The following is a 15,570-nucleotide window of genomic DNA, read 5'->3' as shown; positions in this document are numbered from 1 at the left end:
AGTGCCCGAACCTGCGTAGCATCGCTGGTTGGAGTGCATCGTCTGTAGCTCAGTGGAAGGGAAATGGTATGACACAATCTAGGCCGATTGATGAAACGCCCCGTATAGGTTTTGGGCGCAGCCTGAACGTTCTTTCTACTCGACAGGCATGACAGTTAAACAGGCTTTAAGAAGAGGGTGGACTTGTAGGGGGAAAGTTGGGTTGCCACCAACGGTACCAGGAGATCCAGAAATCTTCTAGTGTTTCATAAGCATTGTCCAGCGCGATCGAATCTGCCGCAGTCAACGGTACAGACATGAGCGTCCACAAGCAGCGACGATCGAGCAGCGACTGTTGCCCACTCAGCCAGGGCAAGATGCGACCAGGAATGAGATTATGGGCACGGAGATTTTGCACAAACTGCTGCGCGGTGACGGTGCTTTCTCCACGGGGGCTAATGCAAGCACTTAAATAAGCTCTTTTCTGATAGGGCAACACGCCATAAAACCCAATTTGGGGCTGATACTTCAACACCAAGCGTTTGTTGTCTTGCCGAATCGGAGTATACGCAAACAGAAAGCGATTCACATCGCCATCTTCCGTCATATAGCGCATTTGCACTGTAAGAGACTGCTGTTGGCGGCGATACTCGTACTGCTGACCCGCGATCGCTTCTGGTATAGGCGGGAGGGTAACGCTAGCAACCGATTGCCAATCAGCTGAAGGAACAGTTGCAGGAAGGCGGGATGTTGGCTGTGGGATAACGGCTTTGGGGGTCACTATAGCCTTGCTCAAAACCACGATCGCACTGCCAAAGGTTAGAACCAGCAGCACCATCCGGGTGGATTGCCAGAAGGAGTTAGTCATCGTTGGGCAGCGTCCCCGCTTCAGCAACCGATTGTGGCATCCGCAGGAAAGCGAACCAGCTAAACAGCCCGAACAATCCCACGGCGATCGCGGCAAAAATCAGTGAGCCATCCCCCGTATGCCAGTAATCAAAGGCGCTCTTTTGTGAAAATGCCACTAAGACAGCCATCAACGCGACTCTCGCGGCGTTGACCATAAAGCCAATGAACACGGCTAGCAGCACAGAAAGCAGTTGCTGCACCACCGAGGGTAAGGCAATGATCAGCACAAACAGTACAGAGAGATTCAGCATTTGCAACATGCTACCAACCCCAGAACATGCGCCATATACATCGACACGCCCTGTTGGCAGCAGCAGCGACAGGCCGTCAAGGCGCACGTCAAACCCGGTATACCAGAGCATAAAAGCCGCTGCCTGAGCCGTGAACCTGGGCAAGTTAATCAGGTCTAACCCCAGCTTAAGCAGCGGATTCAGCATTAACAGCCCGAAGATGAATAGCTCTTTCCAATACTGATGCAGCCTTCGCAACCCAGATGCCAACAAGCCTAATCCCAGCACCATCACCAGCGGAAAGCCCCTCAAAAAGAATCCATACGTAGGCAGGGCTGCACTGAGCCAGAGTAGACCCAGCAGCAAACAGCCGCCGATCGCCGTGCTGAGAGAACCCGTCTGAGGCATAAGCGTTTGTCGCCGTTCCCAAAGCAACGAAGCAACGGCACACCACACCAGCGCATACGTGGCAAACACGCCCTGTGAGAGTTCGGCATCACCACTACGGCTCAGCAAGGTGAGATGTAGGGCGATCATGGCAGTCGTGGTGCCGAGCAGCCAAACGATCGGTTTCTGGAGGCGATTGAGTAAGTCCATTTATAGTCTGAGCCTAATAGCCCTCTGGCTGAACAAGAGAGCTTAAACGATCGCTCCTCAACGTTTTTTACCTTAAGACACTTAATGCCGAAAGTCGCAGTTAGCACGCCGCTTAAAGCCAGACCTTCATTGAAATTTCATACTTGTTGAGTGATGACGGCTGTTGTAGCCATGAGCTTTTGAGAGAAGTCGTAGAAGTGGGAGTTGGGCTCAGGTTTGGGGATAGGGTGGCTGTAAAACTTGCAAATGAAGGCTATGCATACGGTCACTTAAAGCGCTGGCGCTGCCTGAAAATTACAGTCCATTACAAAAACAGTGGACAACAGCAGTTTGTGATACAAAAGCTGAACGATAAAAAGGCTGAACGTCTTTGGTGCTGGAAAATGGTTGCAGTGAAATTCACAAGTTTCGTCCTAACGCTGCAACGCCGATAAAACATCGCTCAACTTTGAATGCCAACTATATAATGGCTAGCGTTGCAGCAGTGGTGCGCTAAAGATTTTCGTCTTCAGGATGAGCCAACTTCAGGATAAACGCCATGAGTGAAGCTGATAGCCCAAACGACCAACCAGACCCCGCCTCGATCGTCCCATCAAAGCAAGCGCCTGCGGTTCAAGCCGCTGATGAAGGCTGGCAAACTGTTGATTTTCCAGGAGCTATGAGCATTGATGCCTTGCCGCACAGTCAGGCGTTGCCTCCCATCCAACTTCCCACGTTTGGTGAAGCGACCAAGTCGGGAGTTATCCATTACAGTAGCGCCGAACTTGACCCTGCAATCGCTCCTTTAGCGATGATTCCTGTAAGTTCTGATACTGACCAGCTACAGCACTTGCAGGAAGAGAATGCAACCCTGCGCGATCGTCTCGCGCAAGCCGAACTCGATCTGGTGCAACATCAAATTGAATGGCAGCTAGAAACAGCTTGCTCTCAGGCCGAGACGACGGGTGAAACGGCTGAGGTAGCCCACGATCGGTTGCGTCAACTGCTACAGGAACTTGAGCGATCGCAGCAAACGGCTCAACGGCAGCAAATTTTAGTTGAAACCCTGACCGAACAGTTGAAAAGCAGCCAGGAACGCATTGCGCAGCTAGAGCGAGATTGCGCGCTAATCCAGCAACGCCATAACGAACAGGTACAGCAAGTGCTGCAAGCTGAGAGTGCCTGCCGTGACCTCCGGTTGCGTCTGCATCGCCAGCAGCAGCAAACGCTTCAGTTTAAAGCGGCACTCGAAAAATGTCTCGAGATGCCAACGGTCTACACCCATCAGGCGCTTTCTGAAGCGTTACTGGACGACGGGACAACGCCACATCCCCTCTCTGCATTACTGAAGCCCAAAAACCAGCCTGTGAAGCCCTGGTCACAGCCTGCCGACGTGACTCAGGCTGGTGACGACCAGTCAGCCATGCCAAAGCCGTTATTTAGACTGTTAAAGCACGACGGTGATTCGGAGCAGGGCAGTGCTGATTTATGGCAAGAGGACGGTGACTTGGCGGCGAACTCAGCCGTTGGTGGCGAAAATCAAGAGCACACGATCGCCGACCCTACCCATCCATCCGCTCTGCCAGATTCGGACGATCCGCAGTTTGTGGCCTACCTGATGCAGCTCATGTTTCCCGATACGGTTGAGGAACGCTCTTACCAGGAAGCTGATGCGTTAGAAGCAGATGTATCGCAAACAGAATCCATTTTTGCTCTGAGTCCTTTTCTAGGAGCAGACCCTTCTACGGACACTCCATCCTCAACGGATCATCAGCAAGCGTCTGCTTCATCTCTGCCGTCTGAAGCTACCGCGATCGTGCCAGAGGCTTTACCAGAAGATCCGTCTGCTGACCAGCTTTGGCACAACCTGGCTGCCTCGATTGACCCATCATCGAGTGTCGCATCCAGTGCCGATGTCATTCCTGCGGTCAAGCACGTTACTCCCGTTGCCGCAACTCAAAGCCCATCCACGCGTGGAGGCATTCCGCCCCTCTCTACTGTTTCGCACCCAGCCTTGCCACCAGCCGTGGCTCCTGTGAGTGCCCCTCCCGATCAGTCAGGTCAGGCGATTACTGCCTGGACATGGCGCGATCGCCTGAGCAGCTCGAAGAAAGCGCCTCTGGTACCCGTCGCCACACGCACTAACACGATAGAGGCTGATACTGACGATCCTGGCACTGCCGAAAGCGATGTTAGAAACATCGTCACCGAGAACATGGCTCAGCGTCCTTCAAAATTCCTTTCATTGAGTACGCTCGATCGCTCGTCAGTGGTGAAGCAAACCATCAGTGTAGCCAGCCAGCCAGGGCTTGCGTCAGCATCATTTGCCACAGCAACGCCATCCCCGATCGTGTATCCCCTTCGCTCCTCCAAAAAGTTGGCATCTTTGGCGGCTGTAGACTTGCCCACGTTCCCCAAGCGCTAGGTCGTAAGCCCTTACGCAAGCAAAGAGCCGTAGGATGTGTTAGGCGCTAGCCGTCACGCATCAAAGGAATTTTATTTTCACGCTAGTCCCTAAGCGCTTACGCAAGCAAAAAGTGGGCAAAGGCAAGTGAGCGTATCGAGTTTCATATCCAAGGCCCGGTACACCAAGGCTCGGTGCTTCAAGACTTGGTGTTAAAGAGGTGCGCTGAAGAGGCATCTCTAAATTGGTGCGTGCGTCTGCTCTTTAACCGTTTCAGACGCAACAGGTTGGGTTGGCTGCGGTCGTCCAACGCCATCTGTAAACGTATAGCTTTGCGCTAACAGCCACAGCCAGAAACCTGGTAAGCGTGGTTCTAGCCAGGGCTGGATTTGCCGTAAGAGTGCTGGAAACCAACCGCTAATGAGGCTGCTGACAAACGCGCTGATGGTAAAGTCCAGGTAGCTGCCTAGCCACCGCCCCAAGTCTACGGGGCCTGCCATCTCCCAGATCCACAGCAGCAACTTCGGATTTTTCCAGGCGGCCGTGAGCGCCATACGGTTAAACGTCAACCAGTCCACGCGATCTTTAATGAACGCTTCAGCGATCGTGGGTGGTTGGTCTGCCAGAATGCCAAAAAAGGTGTTCAGCATCGCATTGACACGCTCAGGCGGCAAATTGCGACCAGTTGGCACCATCATGCCTTTAGAAAACAACCAGGTCACGGCGACATTGCTTTGGTAGGCGCGAATCTGGTTTAGATGTTTAGCGCTGAGCAGGTCATGTTTTAAGGCCGTATCGAGCAGATGTGTCAGGCGAGGAAGGTTGCGTACCAGCGAACCAAACCCCGTGAAAATCAATGGTGATTGGAGCGAGGCCGCATCACCCAGGGCAATTAAGCGATCGAACGCCACCTGGCGATCGCTCCGACCTGTGGTAAAGTGCCCTGGAATATAGCCGAATGTCGGCTTCTTCCAGACCAGCTTTTCCATATCGCAGCGGCGATACTCTGGCAGGATGGTAAAAAAGTCTTCGTACATTTCCAGCAAGGAGCCTGGATTTTCGGGATGCACCTGGTGATAGTGAAACAGGTAAAAGGTGAGTGCTTCGCCATCCGCCGGAAACAGTTCCCAAATGAGCTGCCGCCCCCGTGAAAGATCCCCGTGACTGTTCAGCACGTCCCCATAGCGAGCATCCCAGACACCCGGTTCAAAGCCACTTTCAATCACGGCTCCTACCGTTGGACAAACGCTATCAAACGCACGTCCACCGTTAAGTTGCCACGCGATTGGTGATGCAGTGCCCATCGCATCGACCAGCAGACGACCGCTCACCGATCGCAGGTCACCTGTCGGAAGATGTTTTGCTTCCACCACCTGAATGCGATCGACATCTGCACGGATAAATTCCGTTTCATCCCAAATCTCGCCACCGTAGCCACGCAACTTCTCACCACAGACGCGCAGCAGCTTTTCTGCATCCAGCCCGACGTTTAAGACCGTTGGCGTATGCAGCACGGGTGCTTTTGCCTGCGGTGGATTGTTGGCATCAAAAAACTTGTGAAACCCGTCTATATATTCTCTGGCAATGATGCTTTCAAACTCGCTGGGCGTGAATAACCCTAAGTTGATGAGACTCTGAAACTCACTGCGCGAGATATTCCATTCCCGGTTCATTTTGCCAAACGGCAACCGCTCCACCAGCAGCACCCGATAGCCCAGCTTTGCCATCACCGCTGCATGAATGACACCCAGGGCACCACCGAGGTAGATCAGGTCGTAGGAGGGTGAGGAGAGAGGGGTGAGGAGAGAGGGGTGAGGAGAGTTTTGAGTTTTGTTCGCGTAGCGTTTCCGTAGAAAATATTTTGAGTTTTGAATTGATTCTGCCTCTTGCCTCCTGCCTCCTGCCTCCTCTCCCCTAAACACCACCTGTCGCGGTTCTTTCGGATTCTTCACCCCTTCGCGCCAGCGCTGCTCCCACCAGTAAACGCGAGTAAGGTCATACTCACCGTTTGGCATTTTCTGGAAATACTTAACCGTCTGAGGGTACTGTGCAACCAGTGCGTCAAAGATTGATTGGCGAGAGAGGTCGATCACGGGGGGCTGCGGGTACTGATTGGGAAAGCGATCGCGAAGCGCCAGCGTCAGTTGTTTCAGCAGGCTCTTTTCAGACGGTACGGGCTGCTCCGCCCAGCGAAAGACTTTGAGATAGGTTGTCCGCTGCAACGACCAGACAAAAATGGCTAGGGCAGCAGTCTCCATTTGGGTCTCTACCGTAGGCGTTTCTAGCGGAGTCGTTAGGAGCACGGTTAGGCGAATGCCGCTATTTGTAGGCGTTTTTACACCTGTTTGGGGTTCAAACTCCCCCTGTAGCCAGGTTTTCACCGCTTCTACGTCTGACGTAGGGATTTCTAGATACAGAACTTCCTTCATTTGGGGGAGCCAAACTTTAATAAACAACTAAAAGAGACGGGTTGAACACAGTTAAAAATGCGCTAAACTTCAGTGACGCTTTTCGAGTTACGTAAACGTTACAAGTTTCTCATAAATCTTTCAGACTACCTGAACTCATTCCTTTGTTAGCATCTGTCATGAATTATCCTATGCCAGCGCACACCGCAGAAGGTGGTGGACTCCGACAGAAATTTGTCGATGAGGAAAGGATTGCAGCCGCGATCGTCGGGGTTGTAAATGTGGCGCGTACCAATGGTCAGACGCTCGAAGACTTGATAGCAGAGGTTTTAGTCGATGATGCTCTGCTCGATTCGCAGCAGCGGCAGTGGCTCAGCGAAATTATTGTAGCGGCCTGGAAAACATTACCTTAAGATACGAATAGAAGGGTAGGCATCCCACGGGAGTGACACGCAACACATAGAGCGGCTCAGTCAAGGAGTAGCAGGCAGTATCACCCTTTGCTGACTATTGCATGCATTTCAAACCCTTGCTAGATAGACTAGTGACGGATTTCATTGTTATACAGAATATCTAGCCTTGCCTTAGAACCCTAATGTACGAGCTTAGCCAGAAGATTCTTCGCGTCTGGAGAGAGCGTGTTAGTCCACGAATCCTGCCGCTGTTAACCACTGTTCGCTTTATTGGCCTGTTGATTGCTGGGTTTGCTCTGTGGGGTTTTTACGAAATCGCAGAGGAAGTCCTGGAGAAGGAAACCCAATCGCTTGATACCCGCATCTTATTAACGATTCGACAGTGGCACGCGCCATTCCTCGATCGCGTCATGATTGTCATTACCAATATTGGCAATCCATCCGTATTGTTGGTGGCTAGCTTGGTCTTGGCAGCCTTTCTGCTTTGGCGCAAGCAGCGGGCCGAAACCGTGACTCTCACGCTCGCAGCCCTTGGCGCATTGGTACTCAACACCGTGCTCAAAGCCCTGTTTGCCCGCGCCCGTCCAGAACTGTGGCAGCGTACAGTTGACGTTAACTTTTATAGCTTTCCTAGCGGTCATGCCATGATGTCTCTGGTAGTGTTTGGCATCATCGGCTACCTTTTAGCCATTCATGTGCCTCGTTGGCGAGTTGCTATCGCCACAGGTACCGTTTTACTCGTCTGCGCGATCGGCTTAAGCCGCCTCTACTTTGGCGTACACTGGCCTACTGACATTGTGGCTGGCTATGCGGCTGGGACTGTCTGGCTCGTTGCCTGCATCCTTAGCCTGGAAATCTGGAAACGCCGCTACCGACCTATGCCCAAGACCAGACAGCGCGCTTTGACCTCAGTGACAAGCCGGAAGTAGGCAGAAGGTAAAGGGGAGTTGGGAGTTGGGAAAACTCAGAACTCAAAACTTAGAACTCAAAACTTTTCTATGACTCCTGCTGTTTCACTGCACAACGTTTACAAAACCTTTGATAAGGCCCCTGTTGTCAACAATCTCTCGTTTGAGCTTCAGCCAGGGGAAATGTTTGGCTTGCTAGGACCAAACGGCGCGGGTAAGTCTACAACGATTCGGATGCTAACAACGCTGACGAAGCCTTCAGAAGGGCAAATTCAGGTGGCGGGGTTTGACGTGATGCGGCAGCGATCGCAGGTCAAGCAGCAGATCGGCGTGGTGCTCCAGCAGATTAGCGTAGATAGCGATCTGTCTGTCTGGGAGAATATGGAATTCCACGGACGGCTGCATCACCTTCCCAATCCTCAACGACAGCAAGACATCGATCGCTGGTTGGAGTACGTAGAATTGAGCGATCGGCGTCACGATCTTGCCAAAACGCTTTCTGGCGGCATGAAGCGTCGTTTACAAATCGCTCGCGCTTTGCTGCATCAACCAAACGTGCTGTTTCTGGATGAGCCAACCGTAGGGCTAGATCCGCAAACCCGTCGTCGCCTTTGGGAAATGATCCGCGACTTAAACAAACAGGGCATGACGATTCTACTCACCACTCACTACATGGATGAGGTCGAGTACCTGTGCGATCGCATTGGCATCATGGACGCAGGTAAGTTGATTGAACTAGGCACCCTGCAAGACTTCCGCCAAAAGCACGGCGAAGGATTAGTCATGAAGCAAACCGACGATCGCTGGGACTACACATTCTTCCCAACTGTTGCTGACGCAAACGCCTACCTCGATCAACAACCAGATAAAACAGGCATGATGGTAAGACCGTCCAACTTGGAGGATATTTTTGTTGAGTTGACCGGACGTAATTTAGATTGAGGGCTGGGGAAGCAGAGGAAGACATTCTGAGTTCCATAAGGTTCTACGCTTCTCAAAGACTTGTTTGTGTCGCTTTGCCCGGCTTCCCCCGTGCTTCCCCGGCTTCCCTCGCCTTTCTCTTTCCCTTCTACCCTTTCCCCATGTCTCGTCTTGCTAGCAAAATCGAAGCCATTTTGTACTTAAAAGCGCAGCCGCTGACTGTAGCGGAAATTGCGGAATTTGCGCAGTGCGATCGTGAGGCCGCAGAGGAAGGCTTGATTGAACTCATGGCAGAGTATGCCCACCGCGATAGTGCGCTAGAAGTGGCAGAAACGGCTAACGGCTACACATTACAGCTCCGCGAAACGTTTCATCATCTGGTGCAAACGCTCGTGCCTGCTGATTTAGGACTGGGTGCGTTGAGAACATTGGCAGCGATCGCGCTCAGAGGTCCCATTTCACAAACAGAACTGGTAGAATTACGTGGTTCTGGTGCCTACCAGCACGTGCCAGAACTGGTCGAACTTGGCTTTGTCCGCAAGCGCCGACAATCAGATGGGCGCTCCTACTGGCTACAGATCACCAACAAATTCCATCAATACTTTCAAATGAATCAACTCCCACAGGAGTTCGAGCAACACATCAAAGCCAAGTCTTGAGCACAAAATCTTTGTTGTCTTCATTTCTAGGACTCACGCAGCCGCCCCATCAATCCCCCAATTCTGGAGGACTTTGAGTGCTTGCTCCCCCTTTCTTATATGCCCGCTAGGGCTATAAATTGGGGGCTGGAGGCTAGTTTTGCGAGAATTTGCGTGAGTCCTGATTTTTTAGCTTTCAGCATTCAACACTCAAGAAAAAGCTGAAAGCTAACTGCTGACCGCTGAAGGCTAAAACCCACGATACTTCTTTACAAGCCGCAAAATACGGATAATTGCCGTCCCTGCATCCAGCCTATGCCCGTAAATCCTCCGAACGCTAAAGAATCGATTGATCTCATCCCCATGAAGCTACGGGTTGCAGTTATGACGAGAAGTGTCAGAATAGTTTGAAACGGATATTAATCTAGCAATGGTCTTTAACCCTGATAGCGCAAATTTCCTTGGTGCCGATGTTGAAGAACACGAGTCGAATGAATTGCTGAAGTATCTTCAGCATCAGCCTCCTGAAATTATCGCTCAGGTGGCTAAGCTAGTCACTCCTGATGTCAAGCAAATCATTTCTCACAATGTTCAGGGGCTGCTGGGTATGTTGCCCTCCGAAGCCTTTAATGTCAAAATCACGACTGATCGTGACAATTTGGCAGGCTTGTTAGCCTCTGCCATGATGACAGGCTATTTCCTCCGCCAAATGGAGCAACGGATGGAAATGGAAGACTTGCTAGCGGGTTCCTTCTCCATCCCACCAGAGTGTCCTGATCGTCCGTAGCGTCCTATTCTATCTTCCGCACCACCACCACAAACTAATCCCAGTCGCTTGCAAACCCCTCACAGCGGCTACCACTGGGACGGCAGCGATCGTCGCTTTTTTGAAGGCTGGTACTACCGCGTGACGCTACCTGATTGCGGTCAAACGTTTGCCTTCATGTACTCCATAGAAGACCCGATCGGCGGCCAGCCTTATAGCGGTGGAGCCGCACAAATCCTTGGGCCTCATGACGAATATTTGTGCCGCACCTTCCCGGATGTAACAACTTTCTGGGCGTGGAAGCATGCGTTAGGATTGGGGCATTGGGGTAAGAGGAGAGAGGAGAGAGGAGAGAGGGGCGAGGAGGCAGAGGGCAGAGGGCAGAGGGCAGAAGGGAGTCAGGAGTCGGGAGTCGGGAGTCGGGAGTCAAGAAAACTCAAAATATTTTCTGCGGAAACGCTACGCGAACAAAACTCAAAACTCAAAACTTTTTCTCTCGCCCCCCACTACCTTTCCCCCAAACAGTTCACCGAATTTGTCCAGGAAGGCTATCAAGCAACGGCTACTTGGCATCAGGGAATTCTGCGGGAGCCATCAGGTGCATCGGCACGGTGGGCATATCAAATTGAGCCAGTGTATGGCTGGGGCAACGCGAACCGTCTCCAACAATCAACGGCAGGTTGGCTTTCATCGCTGCAAATCTTTGAGCCGGGCTGGCAAATTTTGATGGCGCATGGATTTGCTACAGGCTGGGTTGAGTGGAATGGGCGGCATTACAACTTTGAAAACGCCCCTGCCTATAGCGAAAAAAACTGGGGTGGTGCCTTTCCGCAGAAGTGGTTTTGGCTAAACTGCAATAGTTTTGCAGGTGAACCAGATCTGGCACTAACAGCGGGTGGTGGTCGTCGGGGCGTATTGTGGTGGATGGAATCGGTAGCGATGATTGGGGTGCATTATCGCGGCACGTTCTATGAGTTTGCGCCCTGGAATGCTCAAGTGCACTGGGAGATTCAGCCTTGGGGACATTGGCGCATGTGGGCGGAAAGCAGTCAGTATACCGTTGAGCTAATGGGTACTACTGATCTTCCTGGTACGCCGTTGCGTGCTCCAACGGTAGAGGGACTGGTCTTTGCCTGTCGTGACACCATGCTGGGGCACATCACACTACGATTGCACGATCGCCAACGTCACACGCTTTTGCTAGAGGCACACAGCGATCGCGGTGGGTTAGAAACAGGTGGCGAGTCGTGGGATGGCGTTTGGAGAAGTGCTGGCTGAAACGTGAATAGTCTTATGGTTTTGACTGATTGGAACTGTCTTAAATTCTCGCAGTTGTCGCCGCATTACGTCGTCGCAAGGTATCAATCAACGTTGTGAAGGTGGCAGGAATAGGAGCAGTGACGACGATCGTGGTCGCTAAAACGGGATGCTCCAATTGCAGTCGCCACGCGTGCAATGCTTGCCCAGGGAGGTTTACACCGACAGAACGTCCTGTCCCATAAACCGGATCGCCCACGATCGGATGTCCCATTTTGGCGCTATGCACCCGAATTTGATGAGTGCGTCCTGTTTCTAGCGCAAACTGCATCAATGTGTAGTTTCCGAGTCGTTCTTTTACCTGCCAGTGGGTCACGGCGCGACGGCCTCCTTTCTCTTCGGGCACGATCGCCATTTTCTTCCGATCAACGAGATGCCGACCGATCGGTAAGTCGATCAGTCCGCTATCTGCCGCAGGCGCACCGTAGACGACCGCAAGATAGTCCCGTCGCGCCGTTTTCGCTTTCAGTTGTGCCTGCAAGTGCTGGTGCGCTTGATCGGTTTTTGCAACGGCGATCGCGCCACTGGTGTCCTTATCTAACCGATGCACAATACCGGGACGCTGCACGCCCCCAATCCCTGCCAGACGATCGCAGTGAGCGAGCAGTGCATTGACCAGTGTGCCTCCTTCATGCCCTGGAGCCGGATGCACCACCAATCCCGCTGGCTTATTAATAATCAGCAGATGATCGTCTTCGTAAAGAACGTCCAGGGGAATGTCTTCTGCTTGCAGATCAAGCGGTTCTGCGTCGGGAATGGTGATGTGAATCTGATCACCCACCTGCACGATCGCTTTTTTTGATGTACAAACGTGCCCATTCACCTGAATGTGTCCTTGCTCAATCAACTTTTGCAACCGCGATCGTGAAAGATCCGTCAGTTGCTCAGCAAGGTAGCGATCGAGTCGATGGTGTGGTGCCTCAGCATCACTTACGGCGGCAACCTGTAGTTCAATTTGGGAAGACAATGGCTAAACCTTGCTCAGAAGCCTTAAAGACATGAGCTTCAAGTGTGAAACACTCCGATGATCGATGGCAGAGATCTTTGCGTCCATCCCTACTTTTCCTCGCTCAGGCACTCAAAACGCATTGCGTCTAAACGTATGGATTCTTCAAGCCTCGCGCTTTTAACAACTCTGTTAGATAACCATCTTCATTTAGAAGCATCATAGCTGTGACATTGCCGAAGTGAGTGTTAATGTCTTCGTCAGCATCAACATAGCTTAGAAGTAGCTCTACTATTGTGACTTGATCTGCTTGCGCTGCCGCTGCTAAAGCTGTATTGCCATACTGATTGTGAAGTCGTGGATCAGACCGTTATCAAGCAAGAAGCGGTATAGCTCTAAATAACCGAGGCTTGCGGCTTCAGACAAAGGCGTATCACCAAAATTATTTGTCGTGTTGATGTCTGCTCCTTGCTCCAGCAGACTACGCACAGACTCTATAGCATTTTCAACAGCTAAAAAGTGAAGGGCTGTTTCACCAATAGAATTTTTGGCATGAATACTGGAAGGGTATTCGCTTAAAAAGTCTTCTGCGGCATTTGGGTCAACGAACGCCGCATCACGAAGCTCATAAAACTGATTATTTGCCTCTGCTTCAGACATAAGGTAAATGCCATTGCTGTTTAAGTTTTGGAGCGTTTAACTTGTCTAATTGGTTGATGAAAGTGGTTGTTTTATTTACCTTAGCGCATCAGGCAGCGGACTCAAAGCCACCCATGCTAGACTCCAAGCAACGTCGCTTACCTGTGTGGGTGATTGCTATGACTCTTCAGCCTGAAACCTCTGCCACTAAAGCTCAGCTTTACGATCGTGACTTTTACCTTTGGTTACAGGAAACAACACAACTACTGCGGAACGGCGAATTTGACAAACTTGATATCGAAAATTTGGTCGAAGAAATTGAGAGCATGGGCAGGGGTGACAAACACGCTGTTGAAAGCACCCTCGAAGTTATTTTGATGCACCTACTGAAATACAAGTACCAACCCGACCAACGTTCTAACAGTTGGCGTTTCACGTTATTAGAACATCGGAACCGTCTTTTCAAAGCATTCAGAGACAGTCCCAGTCTTAAAGCCCATTTTGCCCAGACTTTTACTGAAAATTATCGGCAAGCGCGAAAGCTGGCTGCTGCTGAAACCGGACTGCCGATCGCCACCTTTCCAACCGACTCACCGTTCACGCCTGAACAGGCGCTCGATGAGGATTATTTGCCAGAGTAGGGCGCGATCGCTGCAGGACGACAGCCAGCGAGAATTTCGTGCAGATTGACGACAGCACCAATCACCGCGATCGCGGGAGCCTCAAAGTTGGCGGCTTCTACCTGGTGCACGATCGTCCCCAAGGTGCCGATCAACTCTTCCTGTTCGGCTCGTGTGCCCCAACGAACCAGTGCAACAGGCGTATGTACATTTACCCCTGCCAGTCGAAGTTGCTCGGTGATACACGGCAAGTTGTGGATGCCCATGTAGACGACGATCGTCTCCGAGCCGTGCGCGATCGCCTGCCAGTTCACCGCCGGGCGGTACTTTCCAGCACCCTCATGCCCCGTCACAAAGGTCACCGAAGAACTGTAAGCACGGTGGGTCAGCGGAATCCCCGCATAGGCAGTCGCCGCAATGCCCGATGTGATCCCTGGTACCACTTCAACTGCAATGCCCGCTTTTACTAAATCTTCCATTTCTTCACCGCCACGCCCAAACATGAAGGGATCGCCACCCTTGAGCCGCACGACGATCGCTGCCGTTTTTGCCTTTTCAATCAGCAGTGGCGTAATCTCTTCTTGCATCAACGAGTGCTTGCCTCGCCGCTTGCCTGCATGAATTTGCTCTGCCTGTGGATTAATCATTGCTAGCACCTGTGGACTGACCAATGCATCGTAAACCACGACATCGGCACATTCCAGCAATGTCTTGCCCTTCAGCGTCATTAGCCCCGGATCACCGGGACCCGCGCCGACTAGATAGACTTTGCCTGTGTGTTGCATGGGGAAAGAGTGGAAGGAGCAGGGGGAGCGGGAGAGCGGAGGGAGCAGGGGGAGTGGAAGGTCAAAAAGAGTGAGAGCAAGCTTGAGGCGTAGAGGGGGCAAGAGAAACCGTTTGAGATTTGAGTTCTGGATGATACAAAGAAGGCTTCCTTGCTTCCCTTGCTTCCTCTCCCTCTTCTGGCTCCTCTGCCTCTCTACCCTCTATCCTGCGCCAGATCCACGAGCAGATCTGTTAATGCTGAACTTGCAGAGAGGGGATGCGCGAGGTGTAGGTTGAGCGTAGGGAACTGTTGGGTGAGGGTTTCAACGGTTTGGGCGATCGCATCCGTAATCCCACCCGCAAACAGGAAGTAGGGCAGAATCCCAATGTGGCGAAGGCCAAGCTGTGAGAGTTCTTGCAGGCGAGACTCCAGGCTTGGTGGTACAGACCAGTAGGCCGTCAAGATGCCTAAACGCTCGGCTAGCGCTTCAACAGGCTCATTACCTTGGGGGCGACGACTGCCGTGAGACAGCAAAATCCACGCTTCAACAGGTTGTGCGGACATGCACTCCGTCACGAGGCGATGCAAACCTGGATGAGCGCCGATCGCGGGACGTAGCTCCAGTTCGATCGCATCTCCAAGGGCTTGTTGTGCCAGCGCGATTTCTGCGGGAATGTCTTCCATGACATGCACACCGGGCAACAGAAATAGCGGCAGGATGACAAGCTTGAAGGGCGTGGCACGATCGTCACTTGCCGTCAAGGATGCCCGAACGGTGTCACAAAACTGCTCGATTTGTTGGTGCAAAGGTAGAGGCTGGCATTCTAGAAACGCGGTGCCTACTAGTGGCTTTGTATGCTTAGTTGCCGCGTCCTGACAAGAAGCGGTTAAAACAACCGTTTCCTTAGCAGAATCGTCCCAGTCGATCGCGCCATACCCACGACCAGTAGCTAGAGACTCTAAATCATGCTGCATGGTCTGGGCAAAGTGCTCAGAAAGGACTTCTATCGCGGCTTGAGGGCGCGGATCACGGCTTCCATGAGCGATGAGTAAATAGGCAGAGGGGTAAGACAAGAGGGTAGTGCGTCAAAGAATGGTGGGTCGAGTAAAGTAGGGAGACCGCTACTTTT

General features: G+C 52.1%; 15 protein-coding genes and 1 pseudogene. 8 read left to right on the top strand and 8 right to left on the bottom strand.

Annotation, left to right across the window (positions count from 1 at the left end; genetic code table 11):
• Positions 1–166: 166 nt before the first annotated feature.
• A complete protein-coding gene (locus tag AC5JLP_RS14670) occupies positions 167–847 on the bottom strand; it encodes a cyanoexosortase A system-associated protein (RefSeq protein WP_496068664.1) in 681 nt (226 codons plus the stop codon).
• Positions 840–1,715 (bottom strand): cyanoexosortase A, encoded by an 876-nt coding sequence (gene crtA / locus AC5JLP_RS14665; RefSeq protein ID WP_496068663.1) that lies wholly within the window; start codon positions 1,713–1,715, stop codon positions 840–842. The genes AC5JLP_RS14670 and crtA overlap by 8 nt, the downstream gene beginning before the upstream one ends.
• Positions 1,716–2,253: 538 nt before the next feature.
• Here crtA and AC5JLP_RS14660 point away from each other — a divergent pair.
• Complete coding sequence (locus AC5JLP_RS14660) at positions 2,254–4,119, top strand: hypothetical protein (RefSeq protein ID WP_496068662.1); 1,866 nt, start codon at positions 2,254–2,256, stop codon at positions 4,117–4,119.
• Positions 4,120–4,337: 218 nt separating this feature from the next.
• Here the strand turns inward: AC5JLP_RS14660 and AC5JLP_RS14655 are convergent, their stop codons facing one another.
• On the bottom strand, positions 4,338–6,527 hold the full coding sequence (locus AC5JLP_RS14655) for an NAD(P)/FAD-dependent oxidoreductase (protein ID WP_496068661.1): 2,190 nt from the start codon (positions 6,525–6,527) through the stop codon (positions 4,338–4,340).
• A 158-nt stretch (positions 6,528–6,685) separates the two neighbouring features.
• Here AC5JLP_RS14655 and AC5JLP_RS14650 point away from each other — a divergent pair, with 158 nt between their 5' ends.
• The 6 genes from AC5JLP_RS14650 (at position 6,686) to AC5JLP_RS14625 (ending at position 11,430) form a co-directional block, all read left to right on the top strand.
• A complete protein-coding gene (locus AC5JLP_RS14650) occupies positions 6,686–6,919 on the top strand; it encodes a hypothetical protein (protein ID WP_496068660.1) in 234 nt (77 codons plus the stop codon).
• Positions 6,920–7,101: 182 nt separating this feature from the next.
• Positions 7,102–7,848: a phosphatase PAP2 family protein gene (locus AC5JLP_RS14645; RefSeq protein WP_496068659.1), complete on the top strand. Its 747-nt coding sequence runs from the start codon at positions 7,102–7,104 to the stop codon at positions 7,846–7,848.
• Between the two features lie 69 nt (positions 7,849–7,917).
• Complete coding sequence (gene ccmA / locus AC5JLP_RS14640) at positions 7,918–8,769, top strand: heme ABC exporter ATP-binding protein CcmA (RefSeq protein ID WP_496068658.1); 852 nt, start codon at positions 7,918–7,920, stop codon at positions 8,767–8,769.
• Positions 8,770–8,909: 140 nt separating this feature from the next.
• Entirely contained in the window at positions 8,910–9,407 is a 498-nt protein-coding gene (scpB, locus tag AC5JLP_RS14635) for an SMC-Scp complex subunit ScpB (RefSeq protein WP_496068657.1), read from the top strand.
• 409 nt (positions 9,408–9,816) lie between these two features.
• Complete coding sequence (locus AC5JLP_RS14630; RefSeq protein WP_496068656.1) at positions 9,817–10,173, top strand: DUF760 domain-containing protein; 357 nt, start codon at positions 9,817–9,819, stop codon at positions 10,171–10,173.
• Positions 10,174–10,221: 48 nt separating this feature from the next.
• Positions 10,222–11,430, top strand: coding sequence for a tocopherol cyclase family protein (locus tag AC5JLP_RS14625; RefSeq protein WP_496068655.1), 1,209 nt, complete (start codon positions 10,222–10,224; stop codon positions 11,428–11,430).
• Between the two features lie 40 nt (positions 11,431–11,470).
• Here the strand turns inward: AC5JLP_RS14625 and AC5JLP_RS14620 are convergent, their stop codons facing one another.
• The 3 genes and pseudogenes from AC5JLP_RS14620 to AC5JLP_RS14610 form a co-directional block, all read right to left on the bottom strand.
• Entirely contained in the window at positions 11,471–12,436 is a 966-nt protein-coding gene (locus tag AC5JLP_RS14620) for an RluA family pseudouridine synthase (protein WP_496068654.1), read from the bottom strand.
• Positions 12,437–12,563: 127 nt separating this feature from the next.
• Positions 12,564–12,716 (bottom strand): annotated as a pseudogene (locus AC5JLP_RS14615) (hypothetical protein); the annotation flags it as partial.
• Positions 12,717–12,739: 23 nt separating this feature from the next.
• The gene (locus tag AC5JLP_RS14610; RefSeq protein ID WP_496068653.1) at positions 12,740–13,075 is read right to left on the bottom strand and encodes an ankyrin repeat domain-containing protein; all 336 of its coding nucleotides are present in this window, start codon (positions 13,073–13,075) and stop codon (positions 12,740–12,742) included.
• A gap of 41 nt (positions 13,076–13,116) precedes the next feature.
• Between AC5JLP_RS14610 and AC5JLP_RS14605 the strand changes: the two genes are divergently transcribed.
• The gene (locus AC5JLP_RS14605) at positions 13,117–13,695 is read left to right on the top strand and encodes a DUF29 domain-containing protein (RefSeq protein ID WP_496068652.1); all 579 of its coding nucleotides are present in this window, start codon (positions 13,117–13,119) and stop codon (positions 13,693–13,695) included.
• On the opposite strand, the gene cobA is transcribed toward AC5JLP_RS14605, so the two are convergent.
• Positions 13,680–14,459 (bottom strand): uroporphyrinogen-III C-methyltransferase, encoded by a 780-nt coding sequence (gene cobA, locus AC5JLP_RS14600; protein WP_496068651.1) that lies wholly within the window; start codon positions 14,457–14,459, stop codon positions 13,680–13,682. The two genes, AC5JLP_RS14605 and cobA, sit on opposite strands and share 16 nt — an antisense overlap.
• Positions 14,460–14,653: 194 nt before the next feature.
• The gene (locus tag AC5JLP_RS14595; protein ID WP_496068650.1) at positions 14,654–15,514 is read right to left on the bottom strand and encodes a sirohydrochlorin chelatase; all 861 of its coding nucleotides are present in this window, start codon (positions 15,512–15,514) and stop codon (positions 14,654–14,656) included.
• Positions 15,515–15,570: the final 56 nt, after the last annotated feature.

This window comes from Stenomitos rutilans (assembly GCF_059505485.1).
The sequence above is the reverse complement of the archived record's forward strand: the minus strand, read 5'-3'. Positions and strand labels throughout refer to the sequence as shown.